General features: G+C 39.4%; 11 protein-coding genes. 5 read left to right on the top strand and 6 right to left on the bottom strand.

Translation table 11 applies throughout. The features are described 5' to 3' along the window. The first annotated feature begins 269 nt into the window (after window positions 1-269). Window positions 270-2,291, top strand: a complete 2,022-nt coding sequence (locus tag ACP6PL_RS15215) for a P-loop NTPase family protein (RefSeq protein ID WP_426546110.1) — start codon at window positions 270-272, stop codon at window positions 2,289-2,291. A gap of 222 nt (window positions 2,292-2,513) precedes the next feature. Here the strand turns inward: ACP6PL_RS15215 and ACP6PL_RS15210 are convergent, their stop codons facing one another. Both ACP6PL_RS15210 and ACP6PL_RS15205 read right to left on the bottom strand, forming a co-directional pair. Then, on the bottom strand, window positions 2,514-4,649 hold the full coding sequence (locus ACP6PL_RS15210; protein WP_426546109.1) for an FkbM family methyltransferase: 2,136 nt from the start codon (window positions 4,647-4,649) through the stop codon (window positions 2,514-2,516). Window positions 4,650-4,796: 147 nt separating this feature from the next. Further along, complete coding sequence (locus tag ACP6PL_RS15205) at window positions 4,797-6,959, bottom strand: interleukin-like EMT inducer domain-containing protein (protein ID WP_426546108.1); 2,163 nt, start codon at window positions 6,957-6,959, stop codon at window positions 4,797-4,799. Window positions 6,960-7,230: 271 nt separating this feature from the next. Here ACP6PL_RS15205 and ACP6PL_RS15200 point away from each other — a divergent pair, with 271 nt between their 5' ends. Next, entirely contained in the window at window positions 7,231-7,665 is a 435-nt protein-coding gene (locus ACP6PL_RS15200; protein WP_426546107.1) for an element excision factor XisH family protein, read from the top strand. Then, window positions 7,635-7,970, top strand: a complete 336-nt coding sequence (locus tag ACP6PL_RS15195; RefSeq protein ID WP_426546106.1) for a XisI protein — start codon at window positions 7,635-7,637, stop codon at window positions 7,968-7,970. The genes ACP6PL_RS15200 and ACP6PL_RS15195 overlap by 31 nt, the downstream gene beginning before the upstream one ends. Here ACP6PL_RS15195 and ACP6PL_RS15190 read toward each other — a convergent pair. The 4 genes from ACP6PL_RS15190 to ACP6PL_RS15175 all read right to left on the bottom strand — a co-directional run bounded on the left by ACP6PL_RS15190 (window position 7,947) and on the right by ACP6PL_RS15175 (window position 14,055). Beyond that, window positions 7,947-8,723: an FG-GAP repeat protein gene (locus ACP6PL_RS15190; protein ID WP_426546105.1), complete on the bottom strand. Its 777-nt coding sequence runs from the start codon at window positions 8,721-8,723 to the stop codon at window positions 7,947-7,949. The two genes, ACP6PL_RS15195 and ACP6PL_RS15190, sit on opposite strands and share 24 nt — an antisense overlap. 327 nt (window positions 8,724-9,050) lie before the next feature. Next, entirely contained in the window at window positions 9,051-10,112 is a 1,062-nt protein-coding gene (locus tag ACP6PL_RS15185) for a hypothetical protein (RefSeq protein WP_426546104.1), read from the bottom strand. A 474-nt stretch (window positions 10,113-10,586) separates the two neighbouring features. After that, complete coding sequence (locus ACP6PL_RS15180) at window positions 10,587-12,119, bottom strand: hypothetical protein (protein ID WP_426546103.1); 1,533 nt, start codon at window positions 12,117-12,119, stop codon at window positions 10,587-10,589. A gap of 250 nt (window positions 12,120-12,369) precedes the next feature. Beyond that, on the bottom strand, window positions 12,370-14,055 hold the full coding sequence (locus tag ACP6PL_RS15175; protein WP_426546102.1) for a polyprenyl synthetase family protein: 1,686 nt from the start codon (window positions 14,053-14,055) through the stop codon (window positions 12,370-12,372). A 1,120-nt stretch (window positions 14,056-15,175) separates the two neighbouring features. On the opposite strand from ACP6PL_RS15175, the gene ACP6PL_RS15170 reads away from it, so the two are divergent. Beyond that, a complete protein-coding gene (locus ACP6PL_RS15170; protein ID WP_426546101.1) occupies window positions 15,176-15,733 on the top strand; it encodes a hypothetical protein in 558 nt (185 codons plus the stop codon). 482 nt (window positions 15,734-16,215) lie between these two features. Continuing rightward, window positions 16,216-17,559 carry a glycosyltransferase gene (locus ACP6PL_RS15165; RefSeq protein WP_426546100.1) on the top strand — a complete coding sequence of 448 codons (1,344 nt, stop codon included), beginning with the start codon at window positions 16,216-16,218 and terminating at the stop codon, window positions 17,557-17,559. The last annotated feature ends 210 nt before the right edge of the window (window positions 17,560-17,769 follow it).

Here is a 17,769-nt window from a genome sequence, read left to right as displayed (position 1 = left end):
TTTTTGACTATTCCTAAACGTCGATTTCCTAAGTTAATGTAGCTTTCAATACAAGCAGATTCGATATCACTCATAGATTACTTCTGGCTTCTGAAATCTGACATCTGACTTACGCATAGGGCTATAATGGATGACTTTTACAACTCTGTTGCTATCCTATCCAATGGTTAAATAAAAAGCTTGTTTATTTTACTGGAGATATCTAATGATCCAAACTTGATATAATAGGTTGTATTGTTGAAATTTCAATTATATCAAGTATCAAGATTATGATCGATCTAAATCTTCAAGCTCAACTTCAAAAAAGAAAAAATCCATTTGGAAGTAGTCGAGTTGATCATCCTTTTCAGGCACATAACGATGCAGATAATGTTTTTAGTAAAGAATTTCATAGGATACAATCTACTCTAAAAGATATTAAGCAAGATATAAATCATCAAAGTAAAGGGGTTGTAGTTATAGGGGAACCTGGGTTTGGCAAAACTCACCTAATGATGCGACTAGCAAATAGTAGATTAAAAACTAACCGACTATTATTTATTCGTCAACCTAATAATCCTGATGCTGTTATATATCATATTTATAGTCGGATACTTGAATCTTTGATTAGGAGTATACCAAAAATTAATTATACTCAACTAGAATATTTAATTGCTAATAGTTGTGCTAAGATTTTTCAAGAAATTATTCTGGAAAACCCTCATCTATATTTGAAAAAATTTAGCAAAAAAGACAGAGATATATTAGCAGAAGTCGAACATGGAAACTACCTGAAATTACTAACCTGTTTATCATCAGATACTAAAGCTAGAAGAGAGCTTTGGGAACATATAGAAAATCGAGTTTATCTATGGTGGGTGACAAATTATTCAAGCGCAGGATATGGACCAGAAATATTAAAAGGAATTATCAAGTTTTGTGGATATAGAGCTATAGATTATCGTTCCATCATTAGAGAGTGGTTGGCAATGAATGAAGTACCTCAAAAATACTTAGATAAGGTCAGGATAGCATCCTGGAATCAAAGTATAAATAGAGAAGAAGTATCTCTAGAAGCATTAAAAATATTTGGTTATTTATCCCTTTTAGACGAACCTTTAATTATTGTATTCGATCAGTTAGAAGGTTTAGGTAGGGAATATAATCAAAATCTTTTGCATAGTTTTGGAGAAGCTATCAAGGAAATTTTCACCCATGTTCCGAATAGTTTAATTATTTTAAATTTATTTCCCGATCGTTGGGAACAGTTGCAACAAGAGTTTGATGATTCTATTATAGATAGAATTGCTCAATGTCAAGTGTTGTTACAAAAGCCATCTGAACAACAACTAAAAGCGATTCTCAATGAAAAATCAAAGTCTATTAATATTCCGATAGAGCAAATTTTTACTCCACAAGAAATTGAGACTATCTTAAATAGAAATTCTGTGCGTGGAATTATTAATTCTGCGGCTGATTTCTATAATTATAAAATTCATAATATTCCCCTGCCTGAGTATCTTAACGTCGAGACAAGGGACACAATAAAATTACAGGATAGTTCCAATTTACAAAGTTTAGCCTCAGACATTAAACAAATTAAAGAACTTGTTCTAAAGATAGCTGGAAAACTGGATATTGAATCTAATATAGAAACAAATTTAGAAGCAAAAGTCGATCAAAATGGTAAAACGTCTGTTGCTCAAACGACTCAAACTAATGCCGATAAAATTATCACAGATTACCTCAACCAGCAATATCATGAACTAGAAGAAAATTATAGTGAGTCTCAAATTATTACCAGTAGTGATGACCGAGGAAAATTGGAGAAAATTTTTGAATCCTTTAAAATAATTAAACCAGATATCAAGTTAGATTTTCTCGCCTTAGATAGACCTAAAAAAATCCCAGATCATTTGGTTATCCAGACAGCAACTCTAGGTTATGCTATAAGTTTTTTATATGATGGAGGAAACGCATTTTTTTCTCGGATGACTAACTGGAATGAATTAGTGGTAAAAAATTCTCATCTCAACTTTTATCTATATCGAGATGCCAGAGGTTATCAAGTTAGTGGTGAAAGAAGTCTAGCAGAATTAGATAAATTTAAAAATTTGGATAATGCCGAATATATTGTTTTTACAAAAGATGAACGAATTATTTTTGAACTGGCTTATCAAATCGTTGTGGATATTCAAAACCAAGATTTAGAAGTGAGCTTGGATAAAGCTTTATCAGTTATTTTAAAAAGATATTCACATCATTCATTATTAAAAATAGCCCAAAAAGTCATAGGAAATATTGCAATTTAGTCCCATAATACCATTTATCAAAAACTTCTCTACATTTTATTGAGTAGGGGAGTAGGGGAAATTTTATTAATTATCAATTAATAATTAAATAATTGTGATTTAAAGTCTCCCCTTTTAAGGGGAAAAAAAGTGCTAGGATATTTCCCAATTTTCAATCAAGAACGGTTTTAACCAGAGGTAATTATCAATTATCAATTATCCATTATCCATTAATGAACTCTCCTACCTAAATAACGGCAGACTATTCCAAGGATTAAAAGGAATCAACTTCTGGGATAAAAAATGAGGGCGACAGAAAAATTTCCCCTGTTGATTAAGCATAGAAGCAGCAAAGGAGAAAGTGCTATTCGAGATGGCTACGGCATCAGCACGACTCAAAACATAAAAATCCCGATAAAACTCTGCCTGTGGCAACTCAACTCCCAAATCTTTTGCTGTTATTGGTTGATATTTGGCAAAACATCCCAACACCATCTCTACATCATCACTAGCAACATAAAGTATCGGCTCTTCCAAAGTATCCCAGAAACCACGCAACCACTCTTCATACCATTCCCAAGGAGCTATCCAATGAGGGGAGAGATAAAAATAATCCCCCAGTCGCAAATGTATCGCCACTACAGTCTTACCTTTGGCGCTCAAACCTTGCCAAGCAGTTTCCATTTTGGCTGCAATTTCTCCCACAGGCTGAAATAGCGATCGCCAATACTCCCGATATTTAGCATAATAAGCAGTATGATATTGGAAATATCCCCAAAAATCGACGTTGCTTAAAACCTCTGGGGAGTTGACAATCTCAGAACTTGACATATTGCTTTCTATATTTTCGGCAACCGTAGGAAGCGATCGCCTAATTGACGGATCGTCTAATTGAAAAATCTCTTTTCCGATCCATTCTGGGGTTTCCACTCGTAAATTATGTTCCTTGCCATAAGTTTTCAAGAAACCGTACTGGAAAAGCTGATTAGCAAACCCACCATTTTTGCCCAGAGTTGACATAGTAATTGTAGGTTGCCGCACATAAAAAGCATCACCCCAAGAATGGTAATAGGGAGTTGTAGTTGCCACCCGATGAAAACCAACTTTATTTAGAAATTCGTCAATATCATCAATTAAAGCGCAACCTTGATAAATTTCCTCATAATTAACTTCAATATTAATTCCCTCTACAAATTGCAAAACCTGACTCGCACCCTGTAATGCCAATAACTCTGCCCCTTGAATATCAATATTGAGCAAATTAAAATCCTCTGGTGATAGTTCCAATTCTGCCAGTAAATTATCCAAAGTTTTAGCCTCAACAGCTATGCTAGATATTTCTCTGGTAAAAATACTTTGGTCGCTATCCTGTGTTGCGGGTAAAATCGAACTACTTTGCTCATTAGTAGCAATATGCAAATCTACTATACCATCCAGATCGCAAATAGCATAATTAGCAACTCGTACTTCTGACATTCCTGCCATCTTTTTTTGAAGGCGAGCAAATACTTGGGGGTTAGCTTCCACAAACAATATCTTTTCCATTCCAATCTCTCGATAGGTTTGAATTTCCTCCCCTTCATAAGCACCAATATGAATGACGCCCCTGGGTTGAATGGAATTTTGCTGGCAAAGTTTTGCCAAATCAAACATCTGAGGAAACTCGCCCAAGACTCCAGATACAAACCGCTCGTTAACTGCTAAATAATTACACCATTGCCAGTCTTCATATTCAGGCAAAAATTCTGGTTTGTAATCTAATCCATCGGGCAAAATCTTAAATAGAGAATAGCGAAATTGTTTCAGGAAGTCAAAAACACCCTGTAAAGAAATTCCCGCATCCTGAACAGTTTGCCCATATTCAAATTGGAGATAATCTATTTTGCCAGACTGCAACATTTTTGTTGCTCCTTTTAAGACATCTAACTCACTCCCTTCAACATCAATTTTGAGGAAATTAATCCGTTTAATTTGCCACCGTTGACAATAAGCATCAAGAGTAGTAAGCAAAATCGGAAACTGCTGGGGTATTCCCAACTGATATAACTTTTCATTCTCAGAACTCCGACGATATATAGTATTCAGAAAAGGAGTATTCTGATAATCGTAAAGAGTTTTAATTTCTTCAGAGTTAGACAGAGCGAAATTATTAGGAAAAACTCGTCCAATAGTAATAGCTTGAGCAAGATTACCAACTAATTTTTGATAAGTCTGGGGATGAGGTTCAAAACTATGTATTTGGAGGCGATCGCCTTGGCATTGTTGGAAAACTTCATCAGTCCACTCACCGACATAAGCACCAACATCAAAAACTATATCTCCAGAACGAATAAATCTATTAATAACATTTAGTTCTCCAAGGTCAAGGGTAACTTTCATTATATTATAGTGCTTTTTACTGGTGTACTTAAAAAAATTAAAAAGCAGCCAATGCTGCTCAAGTTGTTTGTAGTAGGGCTAAAGTCCTACTACAAGCTTTAATTAATTTCACAAAAAAACGATCCTTTAACCAAGAAAGATAGATGACTAAATTATTGTAGTTCTTGAATTATCTTCAATTAAATCACAAATATAGGCAAAACCTGTTTTAGAAGTCAATAGATCGCCGTTACCGCTAATAATTGCCCGACTGCCATCGAATGAAGTACCATATCCCCATCGGCCATCTTTTGGCAAGTCCGAGGGTTGCAACTTCTGTTTTTGCTCCCATTTGCCATTTTCCAACTGAAATACATAGACAGCACCATAATCCCATTTACCTTTAATACTAGCCTGAGATGCCCCCACAACTGCTACATTGCCCTTGATAGCTACGGAACTACCAAAAGAATCATATTGATTTATGTCAGTAGCTTGAATCTTCTGACATAAATACCATGTACCGTTGTGTAATTCGTAAATATAGGCTGCACCTGTATCTACTTTTCTTGATACATCAGCAAGATGTGCCCCCACAATTGCCCTATTACCACTAACAGCTAAGGACCAGCCAAAATTATCGCCATCTCCTAAGTCTGGAGGTTGAAGTTGCTGCTGCTGCCACTTACCATTTTCTAAGTGAAAAATGTAAGCTGCACCACAATTTTGTTTGCCTGGGGCATCCGCTAAATATGCTCCCACTATTGCTACATTACCCTCAATAGCGACTGAGTGACCAAACCAATTGCCAGCACCAAGGTCGTCCGGTTGCAATCTTTTGCCTTTTTGTACCCAGTTACCGCCTTCTAATTGGAAAATATAAGCTGCACCACAATAGTTTTTACCGGGAGCATCAGACATACAAGCTCCGACAATCGCCATTTTTCCATCAATTGCTACCGATATGCTAAAATGGTCGTTTGCTTTTAAGTCAGATGGTTGTAGTATTTGTTTGTGCTGCCACTTACCGTTTTGTAATTCATAAATGTAAGCAGCACCCGCATTATTTTGACCCAAGCCAGTAGCAGAATATTGGCCGACTATTGCAAAATTGCCACTGATATCCAAGGAGTGCCCATAACCAGCAAATCTCTGACCTTGAGGTTTGAGCTGCTGTTGTAACTTCCACTTACCATTTTGCCAATGGTAGATATGAGCAATACCTTTACCATCATCTCCAACCAAAGCATAGTTATTATCAATGCCTACAGCTTGCTTACAAGCGAAATATTGACTAGCACGATTTTGTGAAAGTTTCTGTTTTGGCTGTAACTTTTTATTCAAAAAAGGAGTTGTTTGCTGCGCCCAATATTTGATATTGACTCCCTCAGCTCCATACTGGGGGCAGTAAAGACTACAGTTATCTAGGTTTTCTACTGCTTGATCTGGTTTAGCTCCTTGATGACCGATGATCGCCCAACTACCTCCATATTGTAAATTACCTACCATTGTCGAACCAATAGAGGAGCAAGCTTTTTGAATTTTCTCTTCTACTTGCGTACCTGCATAATCTTTCGTAGCTATAGCAACTATTTCTCCTGCTTGCAAGTCTGCGATGGTTCCAACGAATTTATCTATTTCCTCTGGTATGCTGGGATTAAAACTACCAGAGCTTTTTACTTGTCCGTTTTTGCCTTCCAATACTATCAGATTCCAGCCAGACTTATATCCTCCTTCTATAGGGATAATCTTTCCATTGAGGTGAATTTGCGCTTCTCCTCCCTGGGGGATATAGTATGGTGCTGCTGTCAATGTTGATGGTTTAGAGATGGCTTCTACTGTAAAAGTTCCTAAATCTTTGACTAATTCTACTTCTTGGGTGTAGCTACTGCTGGTTTCTAACCAAAACATAGACTCGTGGGCAGTACCTGGAGTATTACCCTTGATACCAATGAGGGTGTAAGATAGGCCAGTTTTCAGGTTGTCTATTTCAGCACTGCCTATGGTTTTAAAGGCAGCTTTGGCTTTATCTGTTAGGGAATGGGAGACAGCATCGCCTTTGATGGCTAGAGCAACTATTCTTCCTTCTGGTAGGTTATTGATGAAATCAGCAAATATGTCACTATTGCCGATAGGAGTATCAAAACTGTTACAAAATAGTGGTTTACCTGTGGTTTCGTCGAACACGGCCACGTTTATGCCCCGACTGTAGTTGCCAAAGTCGATTTCTTGGCCATTAATAGAGATTTGGGCTTTGGCATCTCCTCCTCCAAAATATTTAGCTGTATAGCCATTGGATGTGGCAGCGATCGTTATTTTTTTGATTGTCATGTTAATTTTATATGTGTTTTATATAAGGTTTATATCATATTTGGTTAAATAATTATAAATTACAGTGCTTTTGAGGATGGTCAGGTAAAATTTAAAATTAATTCCTATTTCCTATTCCATGTGTTATAACTGTAGCAATATTTTATGAAATTGGTATAAGTGAGCTTTTGGGTAGAGCGATCGCCCCCAAGAACTTAAAACCTAAACAGAAATTTGCACGACTGATACCCACCCTGCTACAATATCAAAAAAACACCCTCAGTATTCCCTGATGCCAGCTAGAGACGCTTATCATACCAATTTAATTAAGGCTCTGGTCAAAGATAACTGGAGCATAACCGACGACCCTTACGTTATCAAGTGGGGGTCCAGGGATATGTTCGTTGATTTGGGTGCTTCTTTACTTCTGGCAGCAGAAAAAGAAGAGGTAAAAATAGCAGTAGAACTTAAAAGTTTTGCAGGTCTTTCCCCAATGAACGACCTTGAAAATGCTGTTGGCCAATACATCGTTTACCATGACGTACTCGAAAAAACTAACCCAGAAAGAACTCTCTACTTAGCAGTAGATGTAAAACCTTATAATGGCATATTCAGTGAACCCATCGGCCAACTAATGTTAGAAAACCAACGCTTAAATTTAGTAGTTTTCAACAAATCAGAGGAGGTAATTATTGAATGGATACCATCAGTAAATATCAACAAATAATTGAGAAAATAATCGGCGACTATGGTCAATTGTGCTATTCCGATAGCGAAGTAGAAAGAAAAACGGTTTTTGACCGAGAACAGAACCATTATTTATTAATGATTCTGGGAGTAGAAGGTCATAAAATGGTTCATGGTTGCATACTTCATCTAGAAATCAAAGGCGATAAAATTTGGATTCATCGCGACGGAACCGAAGATGGTATAGCAAGAGAATTGTTGGCAGCAGGGGTTCCCCAAGACAAAATTGTTTTAGGATTTTATCACCCAGAAACACGAGAATTAACTGATTTTGCAGTTTGTTAATGTGAATGCCACTATTGCCACCGATATGCCCAAGCGATCGCTAGCACCCAGGTCTAAAGGTTGCAGTTTAGCTTTTTGCACCCACTTCCCATTTTCTAGGTGGAAAATATAGGCTGCACCACAATTTTCTTTGCCCGGCGCATCGGCAGACCAAACTCCCACGATCGCCTTTTTGCTATCAATTGCCACTGAAGAGCCGAAATAGTCCTGCGTTTTTAAGTCTGAGGGTTGTAGAATTTGTTGGTGCTGCCACTGACCGCCTTTGAATTCATAGATATCGGCTGCACCACACTTTGTTTTGTCTGAGACAGTAGCACCAGATCGACCCACAATTGCCAAGTTACCACTGATATCTGTAGAGATACCAAAGTTACCTCCTTGCCGACTTTTAGGTAGGATCTCCTGTTGTAGCTGCCACTGACTGTCGTGCCAGCGGTACACAGAGACATTGTTTTTACCATAATCCCCGACGAGAGCATAGTCACCATCAATACCTACACCCCCCTTGTCGCTGAAATAAAAGCTGGCATCACTCCGCCATAGTTTTTGCCCCACCTTTAAGTCTTTCTTCAAAGGCTCCGTGGGCAACTCCCAATATTTCACTGCTACTCCCGTCGGTGCATCCGCAGGCTGAATATAGGCACTGAAGTTTTCTACTGCTCTACCTGGTTTGGCTCCTTTATATCCAACTATTACCCAATTACCTCCATATGTCATTTTTTCTGCCATTGTTGCACCTTTTGTCGCCACCATATTGACCACCGGATGTGGCGGTGATTGTTATTTCTTTAGTTGTCATTTTGCTTTCCTTATTAGTTTGTGTAGTAGCTTTCGGATAGCGAAACTGTTAACATTTTGATCTGCAGTCTTATAATCCTACCAACTAACGTAGTCAGGAAAACGAAAATTTTTGTTAAGTAATACTCAATCGGGTTTAAATAGGCAGATTTACGGCGAAGGTAAGGTAGGAGGCAGAAGGGTTAGAAGGATTTGGACAAACTAGCTTTTTATAACCGGATTTGGTATAATACTAGAGGCTTTAAACCTTAAATTTTCAATTATTAGTTCTTATATAGATATCTAGACAACATACTCGGCATAAATCAAACCCTGACCGTGAAATATCTCCCCATCTAGCAAAAGCTTCACCTCCACATTACCACTCACCTCTTCAATAAAACTCTGTTGACGCGCTGTGTTGTCCGGCACCACCAATTCCATCGCACTATCAAAATTCACCTCTAACCACAAACTATCCCGTTCGTCTACTGCTTCTACCCGCAAGCTCTCGGGCATAGGCACACTACGATGGGCAAACACGCTGGCCATAACTCCCGGCAACCGCATCGGTAATACCCCTGTCGCTGACCATTCCCAGTCGATTGCCAAAGTCGGTCCTAAAAAAATCTTCCGCAACCGCTCCCCCAAATAAACGAATATATAAGATAACCCCCACTCAGAATGGTCTCTATTAGTACGTCGGTCTAAAACCAGAGTCAAAGTTCTACCATCGGCACAAACTGCAAAAGCAACAAACCACTCCCAACCAATATCTTCCCCCCAGCGAAACCTACCAAAATTCCGGTCATGGTAGCAAAACCAATCTCGATGGATGGGAAATTTTACTTCCCCAACAGACAACTCTCCTGCCACTCGCAAACCAGGTACCAAACCCCAACCAATAAAACCGCTACCGAAAGGAGAATCTTCTGTTACCAAAAGTGGAGTTGCTTCTGCCTGAGCCGTAAAAGCGATCGCCAACCCAGATCCATCATTTTGTACCTCTACCCGTGACTGTCTGCCGTCTATTTCCAAAGAAACATTCCGACCTTGCAAGCGAAAAGGTTCGCGACTCACCATCCCCGTCTCCCATATCTGGGGGTAAGCAATACCGAATGTTGCCAAAGTATTTTCTGGAGGCAGTTCGACTGTCAGAAGTTCCCTCGGTACAGTAACAATAAAACTCAATTGCAATTCGCCGCCATTAAGTCTACCACTGAGAGTCAAATTCACCAAAACTCGCAACCCACTATTAGGTTCCATTAAAATAAAATGATACCAATCTTTCCAGTCTAAAGGTGCTGACTGATCGGTAGTAGGAATGCGTAACTGTTCTACACTAGCTAATGTTCGTTCATCCATAGTCAGAAAATGTTATTGTTATCATTGGGAAGCAGGTTTGCAGTTAAGCCTCTGGGAAATAAGAGATGGCCACGGGGGGCGTAATGCTTCAATCAATAACTTAACTATTATCCGCCCCCTCGCCATGACAACAAAAGACTACTGTCATTGCGAGGCGGTATATATATGCACTTAAGCCTCTGGAAAAAACGTTAACTTAGCCGAAGCAATCTCTGGCTTTATCCTTAAATATGGCCACGGGGGCGTAACGTTTTAACCAATAATTTAACTATTACCCGCCCCCTCGCCATGACAACATTACTGTCATTGCGAGGCGGTGATACACGCAGTTAAGTTTTTGGTAAAACCTCAATCTAGCCGAAGCAATCTCATTAAATTGAGAGATGGCCACGGGGGGCGTAATGCTTCAACCAATAACTCAACTATTATCCGTCCCCCTCGCCATGACAATAGAAATTTTTCTCACAACAAAATTCATAGCCCAATAGATTTAGATTCTCCTACTATGTCTTCAACAGAAGCTTGAGGACGGGAGGGGCGACTTATAAGTTCTGGAGCTAAAGTAGCGATCGCTTCTAACACCGCCTCTATTCTGGGAGAAATAACTGCCAACCCCAAAATAATCGCCTCAAACCAGCGATCGCCATTCATTCCGAATTCCGCACTCAAAGCTTCTCTGGCAGAATTATTAGGAACCGATATTTGAATATTGGCGTTATCTGGCAGCAAACTCCACAACCACCATTCCCAAAAAATCAACATTCCCCCCATTCCTGTTGCAGCACCGATGGAATTAGCAAAAGCAGTAGCAGAGGACTGACTTATCTGCAACCACCGCAAGACCTGAGCTGATGCTAAAGCCACTACACCATTTTTAAAGAACCGAGTCCGACTCAAGCGATAGCTCAACTGCTTTCCCGTTTCACTGCCTGCATACTCCTTTCCTGTTTCGGCAATAACTACCAATAATTCGACTACCAACCACCGCACTGGTAGAAAATTTAATCCAGGTAGTGCCGTTGCCAAAGTATAACCTGCGCCACCTGCCTTAGCATCAGCAACAGGTGTAGGAGTCGCTAATTCCGCAATTGCCACCAAAGTCTTACCAATACGAGGGAACAAGACTGACAACCCCAACAGAAGACTACCAAACCAGTGATCAGCATCCATCCCCAGTTTCCCAACAAATACTTCTGCCAAAAATGGTGGCACAAAAATTTGTTTGCCTACCTCCTCTGCTTCCACATCAATTCCCACCAAACTCAATAACCATCGTTCCCAAATATAAAGCAGTCGATGAGTTCCCGGTGTCTGACTGCTTCCTCCCAAGATAGTATTAGCGATCATTAAACTTTCCGATATCCAACCAGGGAGTTGAGCAGAGGTTAGAGCAACTGTTCCATTTTTATAAAAAACAGTCTGTTTAAGTTGTTCCAGCAACCTACTACCCTCTAAAGTTTGAGCATATTCCTCCCCTTTTTGGGCAATAACTATTAAAAGTTCTGCCACCAACCAGCGAGTCGGAATTTTATCCAAGTCGATAACTCCTGAGATTAAGCCAAAAATACCCGCCGTAGTTGCATCAAAAGTATGGGAAAAACCAGAATTAGCTTCTCCAGAAACAGGAAAATTAATGGCAAGGGAAAATTCTACAACTTGAGGTAGGGGTTGCGCGACGGGAATAATTTCAATATCAATAGGAATAGCCTCTTCTTGGATACCAGGAAATCGTAACCAAGTTTTTAACCTTTGCCCAGGCAACACATCCCCAGGAATGGAAATTGTTATCGTCTCACTGCCATCACTGCCCGAGAATAAATAAATATAAGGCGGTTCTAGTCTTTGGGATGCCGTAATAATTACATTGGCATTATCTACTACCCAATCATCTAAAGTAGGACGTAATAGTATAGCCTCCTGCATCCAGTTTTGAAAAGACATTTGCAGCACCAGAGTCGAACTAGGTTGCAGTTGAAATTTAAGTTGCGGAAGTTGCAATGAGTTCATATTTGCCTAAATGTTGTATTTTGGGTGGTAGTGTACAAGTAGTGATATTCCCAGGGATCTTATATCATGTGCAGTTGAATAGTTATAATTAAAGGTCGTAGTTGGGCTTTAGCCCCATCTCTGCTTAGGGCTAAAGCCCAACTACAAACCAAACGTTTTTTATCACTGATTATCCAGACATGATATTAGAGTATTCTTTTGAAACATAATAGGATCTAGGCACTTTTCTTTTCCCTGTTCCCTACCAATTTTATAAATTTCGATAAATCACATAATTAATCAATTGTTTGAGAAAGCGACGATCTTGCAAAGACGAACCCCAATTTTCTCCTGGTTGCAAAGGAGATTCTGGCTTGAGAAAATCCATAGACTCAAAGATATTGTCAGCTTGGTTAGCAAGAGTTCGAGCTAAATACCAACCATGTTCAATACTACCGCAACGTTTCATTTCTTCTAGAATAAAACCAATTTGTTCTGGTGTTTTCTGTTCCCGTGGCAGTGCCAAAATTTCTAAAATCCGATCCGCAGCATTACTATTAGCAATAACATGATTCAACATAATTGTGCGCTTACCTTCATAGATATCTCCCCCTATTTCTTTACCGTATGTTTTCAGGTCTCCTAATATATTAAGCAAATCGTCTTGAATCTGAAAAGCAATCCCCAGAATCATCCCAAACCTAGTTATATCCGCCAGAGGTTGAACCAACTCACTCAGATTCGCTGTTGGGTGTCCAATAATTAAACCGATCCGCAAGGGAGTCATAAACGTGTACCAACAAGTTTTTTTGACACACATAATAAAATAATCTTGGTCTGTTAGATGACCCGTATTATTAGCCACCCAATCCAACTCCATCGCTTGCCCTTCCACAGATTGTTGTGCCATAAATTCTATTTCATGCAAGACACTGAGGGTTTTTTGTATGCCGATCGCTGATAGGTTTTCCAACAGTAACCCCACTGCTAAAACATTAGTAGCATCGCCAACATTAATTGCCCGAGCTATTCCAATGGCATGATGCAAAGTTTCTTTACCCCGCCGAGACTCAGAACCATCTTCTATATCATCATGTATTAAAAAAGCATTATGATATAGCTCCAGAGCTGCCGCTGTCGTCAATGCTCTATCTCCCATTCCTCCAATTGCCCTTGCTGCACTAATACACATTGTAGGCCGCAACATCTTCCCCTTACGAAATGGATAATCTTTCAGCATTTCGTATAACTGAGCATACCCTCCAGAAATATCTCGCTTAAAATCAATAAACTTCATAATTCTGTCAGTAATTGCTTTTCGAGATAGTTGCAATGTCTCATTAATAATAGTCTTATCAAACTGAGGTTTCTCTGCATCTGGAGGAGTTGCAATACTCTCTGCTTCATCTGGTAGTTGTATATTACCTCCGTTGGGCAATGGTATAGTATTTGCTGTACCTTCAGATCCACCATTGCTATTATCTTGGTTTTCCTTTTTAGAGGGTTGAACTTGAGGTGGCTCGACTTTGACTTCTGGAGCAGTGTTCACCATTGCCAAATTACCATTACTGCTACTACCTTGATTTCCATTGTTACCATTATCGTGACCATTAAAGTTAGATTGATGCCCATTAGCTACTAGAGCAGTTGCTTGATTGCTTTGAAGATCGTGTTTTTTGAGTTCCTGTTCGTTTGGCATTTCTATGGAAATTTTCACCAAGACTGAATCAGTCTTACTATTATCATTAGACTGGCTTTTATTTGCTAATAGAACAGTTCGTCCGTTTCCTTGGAACTCTATTTTTTCAGGTTCCTGTCCTTTTGGCACTTCTATGGAAACTGTCAACAAGACTGAATCAGACTTGCCATTGGAGGAGTGGCTATCGCTTTTAGCTTGGTTGGAGAATAGCTGCTGGCCAGAGTGGATATCTGGTTTACCGTTGGAGGAAATGGCCATTTCTGGATTGGGAGAAAGCTTGCAGTTTTGAGTCTCAGGTTGGTATGCTAACCAGTTAAAAAAAGTGAAGATTATACAAAATAAAAATATGGCAAACATAAATTTTTCTATAGCTCAATTCTCTTGAACAGAGATATCTTATCACTGATGTGGAAAGGCAAATTGTATAGATAGTGATATAGCAGTTCTCATACTGGTGAGGTATAAAGTTCTAGGTTTGAGATCAAGTCTATTTACAGCGCAATTCATTTCACTAAGCCACAAAACTCTTTTGGAGTAGGGTAGGGGAGCCGTCAGATTAGCGACGTATGGGAATAGGAAGATGCTTTGGGTTCGCGTACCCTGGAATAGTCACCATGACTCTAATATCAACGCAAGTATAAACATTTTTGCTAATGGGGCTATTAAACTTAGGACTACCTGAGAGAACAGGGTTATCGTCGGTAGCAATAAATGTATCTGGTACTGTTTGCCATTAGCATACCTGCTTTTCCAATCAATTAACAGTTAAATTATAGAAGTTTTCATTAATATAGAGTACAGAGATTTGGGTTGAAAGGAAGAAGGAAGAAATTGTGTAGTCTACGTTTGTGAAAACCGCGATAAAAGTATGGGTAAGTGTATTACCATTACCATCGTCAACTGCAAAAGGAGTTTGAACAAGACTCACCCCGATATAAGTATAGAAATATTACAATTTACATTCTGTCGTGCGGAATCTGAGTTATAAATAACGACGGAGGTAGGAGAAGCATCGGATTGAATAGGTACAGGAGGTAAAGAGAAGGGAGTTTTAAGGTATAAGGAGGAGAAAGTTTTTTTGTCTCTTATTCAGACATTCTATAAAAGTTACTCCTAAAATATTTAGGACTTACGCATTACAACGTATTTTCGTCATTGCGACCGATAGGGAAGCAATCTAAAACCCTAGTTTTTCGTACCTAATGCGTAAATCCTGATATTTTTTCTACCTTTTTTTCAAAATCTCTTCTCAGATGAGCTATTACCTGTTCCCTGTTGCCTACTCTTGCAAAAAGTCTATATGTCTATATCTTTTTCACGCCTATGTTTAATGAGTTTGAGCTATTTGTCAACCCATAAGCAAAAATTCCGTATAATTATGACAAATACTACCACAGAACGTCAAGAAAAATTAGCGACATGGTTACATCGCTTAATAGAAACTCTTCGCCTTCAGGGTGGAGAGACATGGAAAACATTAGTGCAGATCGTGTCTAGAAAAACTGTGACGATCGCTATTGATGATACTATATTACAAGTAAGTTCTCAAGGAGGCGATCGCCTTCAACTTAACTTTGGGTATTTAGGAACGCCAGACTCAATAGATTTCTGTAGCGATGCTCATACCTTCAGAGATATTGTAGCAGGTAAATTAACTGTGGATGGAGCGCTAGTAAATGGCAAAATTTATGCCCGTAACAATATGGATGAGTTATTAGGTATGTATGAAGTAGTAACGCGAATTTTAGCCGATGGTGCTACTAATCATCAATTGCAGGAACTGTGGATGGAGTTTGACCAATCCTGGTCTGCGTCTCCTACTGGCAAGCTGCCATCGCCCCTGGAAACACAGAAACCTACTTACAATTATTTAATCAATAATGTACCAGAAGATGTATTAGAGATTGAGGTGAAACCATATCTGGTAGATGAGTAATATCAAATCTGGTTAAATACTTATTAGAGTTGTTGGGGCTGGGAGATGGGGAGATGGCGAAATTGAACATTGAAGTAATTATAGAATTATAAACATATATTAGGCGTTGCATAAATGCGGGATGATTTTAATACTTTTGTAGAATGGGCATCTTGCCCGTTTCTGATATTGGGCGGGCAGGAACAGGCAAAATGCCTGTCCCACTTATATTCATCGCGCCCCTCAGCAATGCCATATATTATATAACCGCATTCTATATAATGATAAAATTTTAGATATTACGAAAAATATAAGGTCTAATATTAAGTCCGCTTAAACAATTGTCATTGTGACCAAAGGGAAGCAATCTTTAAAATCCTGAGATTGCTTCCTTCTACTCTGTTCCAGTTGCAATGACTTTACAATAACTAATTATCCGGACTTGATATAAAGCCTCCCTTTTTAAGGGATAAAAAAGAAAATACTGATAATTATTGACTAAAATGACTTACAACACACAACTCAATTCCCAAGAAAAACTCACTTTAACACAGCCCAAAACAACCCACAGTAAGCGCATTGTGCTGACTACTTTTGGTTCCTTGGGTGACTTATATCCTTATCTAGCGATCGCTCAAGGTTTAAAAAGTCGAGGTCACCACCCCTTGATCGCCACTAGCGAGAGATATCGTCAACAAGTAGAAGCTCAAGGCATTGAATTTTATCCAGTCAGACCTGATAGTTTACCCGACTTTGCAGGAGATTGGGAATTTCTGAGTATGATGATGTTCCAAAAGCGAGCGATCGAGTACGTCGTTTGTTATATGTTAATGCCTCATTTACGCGCTAGTTACGCTGATCTAATGACAGCAAGCTCTGGAGCTGATTTGCTGATTACTCATCCCCTCACTTTTGCAGGTTCTCTGGTCGCAGAAAAAATTGGTATCCCTTGGGTTTCTTGTATTCTTTCGCCCTACTCTTTCTTATCTGCTTACGATCTTCAGAGTCATCTTTGGAGTGGAAATATCCCCCTCTCCTCTTACGAAAAAACACAGATAACAGGAATGCAAGATAGTATAGCACGACATTTTCAGTGGCAAGCACGTTTTTGGGTAGCCCCTTGGCGACAACTCCGGGAGGAAATTGGTTTAGCACCTGGTTGTAATCCTTTATTAGCAGGTCTACACTCCCCCTATTTAGTTTTGGCACTGTTTTCTGAAGTATTGGCAGCACCACAACCGGACTGGCCGTCGCCAACTATGGTTACAGGTTTTCCTTTTTACCGTCCTCAAAATTCAGAGGGTTTATCTGTAGAATTGATGCAATTTTTAGATAGTGGGGAGCCTCCTATTGCTTTTACTTTAGGTTCATCGGCGGTTATAGCTCCGGGTAATTTTTACATTGAGGCTGCTACTGCCTTAAGAGAGTTGGGCTATAGAGCTGTTTTGTTGATGGGAAAGGAAGCGCAGCAGGTATCATCAGAGTTACTACCAGAGGGGACTATTGCAGTGGAGTACGCGCCCCACTCGGAACTTTTTCCTCGGTCAATGGCGATAGTGCATCATGGTGGAGTGGGTACTACTGGGGAGGCAATGTTGTCAGGTCGCCCAATGTTGGTAGTACCTGATGATTTTGACCGTCCCGATAATGCAGCGCGGGTGGTGCGCTTAGGTGTAGCTCGGCAAGTCAGTCGCGATCGCTATTCGGCTACAGTATTAGCTGCGGAGTTAAAGCAATTGTTACTCGATCCAGTTTATGAGGAGCGGGCAGCTAGTGTTGGTAGGTTGCTGAGAGCAGAAGATGGAGTTGGGAGAGCTGTGGAAGCAATCGACAATTTGTTAGTCTAGTTTATGTAACATTAATTCGCTCAATATTTATGCTCTTCATTCCCTGTCACTATAGTTTGAAAAAATCCGGAGTTTTACTCTGAAGTTAAGAAGGTTTATGATAGGGAATAACAAATTACAGTGCTTTTCAGTTGAGTAGACCACAAAACTGTTGTAGGAGTAAGGAGTAAGGAGTAATGAGTAAGGAGTAATGAGTAAGGAGTAATGAGT

Source organism: Dapis purpurea BLCC-M126, from assembly GCF_050015975.1.
Classification (GTDB): domain Bacteria; phylum Cyanobacteriota; class Cyanobacteriia; order Cyanobacteriales; family Microcoleaceae; genus Trichodesmium.
This window is presented reverse-complemented; position numbering and strand designations above follow the sequence as displayed.

Coding starts and splice junctions, on each gene's coding strand:
- ACP6PL_RS15205 (WP_426546108.1), bottom strand. CDS start 6,959: ATGACAATCAAAAAAATAACGATCGCTGCCACATCCAATGGCTATACA.
- ACP6PL_RS15215 (WP_426546110.1), top strand. CDS start 270: ATGATCGATCTAAATCTTCAAGCTCAACTTCAAAAAAGAAAAAATCCA.
- ACP6PL_RS15195 (WP_426546106.1), top strand. CDS start 7,635: ATGGATACCATCAGTAAATATCAACAAATAATTGAGAAAATAATCGGC.
- ACP6PL_RS15190 (WP_426546105.1), bottom strand. CDS start 8,723: ATGGTGGCGACAAAAGGTGCAACAATGGCAGAAAAAATGACATATGGA.
- ACP6PL_RS15170 (WP_426546101.1), top strand. CDS start 15,176: ATGACAAATACTACCACAGAACGTCAAGAAAAATTAGCGACATGGTTA.
- ACP6PL_RS15210 (WP_426546109.1), bottom strand. CDS start 4,649: ATGAAAGTTACCCTTGACCTTGGAGAACTAAATGTTATTAATAGATTT.
- ACP6PL_RS15200 (WP_426546107.1), top strand. CDS start 7,231: ATGCCAGCTAGAGACGCTTATCATACCAATTTAATTAAGGCTCTGGTC.
- ACP6PL_RS15165 (WP_426546100.1), top strand. CDS start 16,216: ATGACTTACAACACACAACTCAATTCCCAAGAAAAACTCACTTTAACA.
- ACP6PL_RS15185 (WP_426546104.1), bottom strand. CDS start 10,112: ATGGATGAACGAACATTAGCTAGTGTAGAACAGTTACGCATTCCTACT.
- ACP6PL_RS15180 (WP_426546103.1), bottom strand. CDS start 12,119: ATGAACTCATTGCAACTTCCGCAACTTAAATTTCAACTGCAACCTAGT.
- ACP6PL_RS15175 (WP_426546102.1), bottom strand. CDS start 14,055: ATGGCCATTTCCTCCAACGGTAAACCAGATATCCACTCTGGCCAGCAG.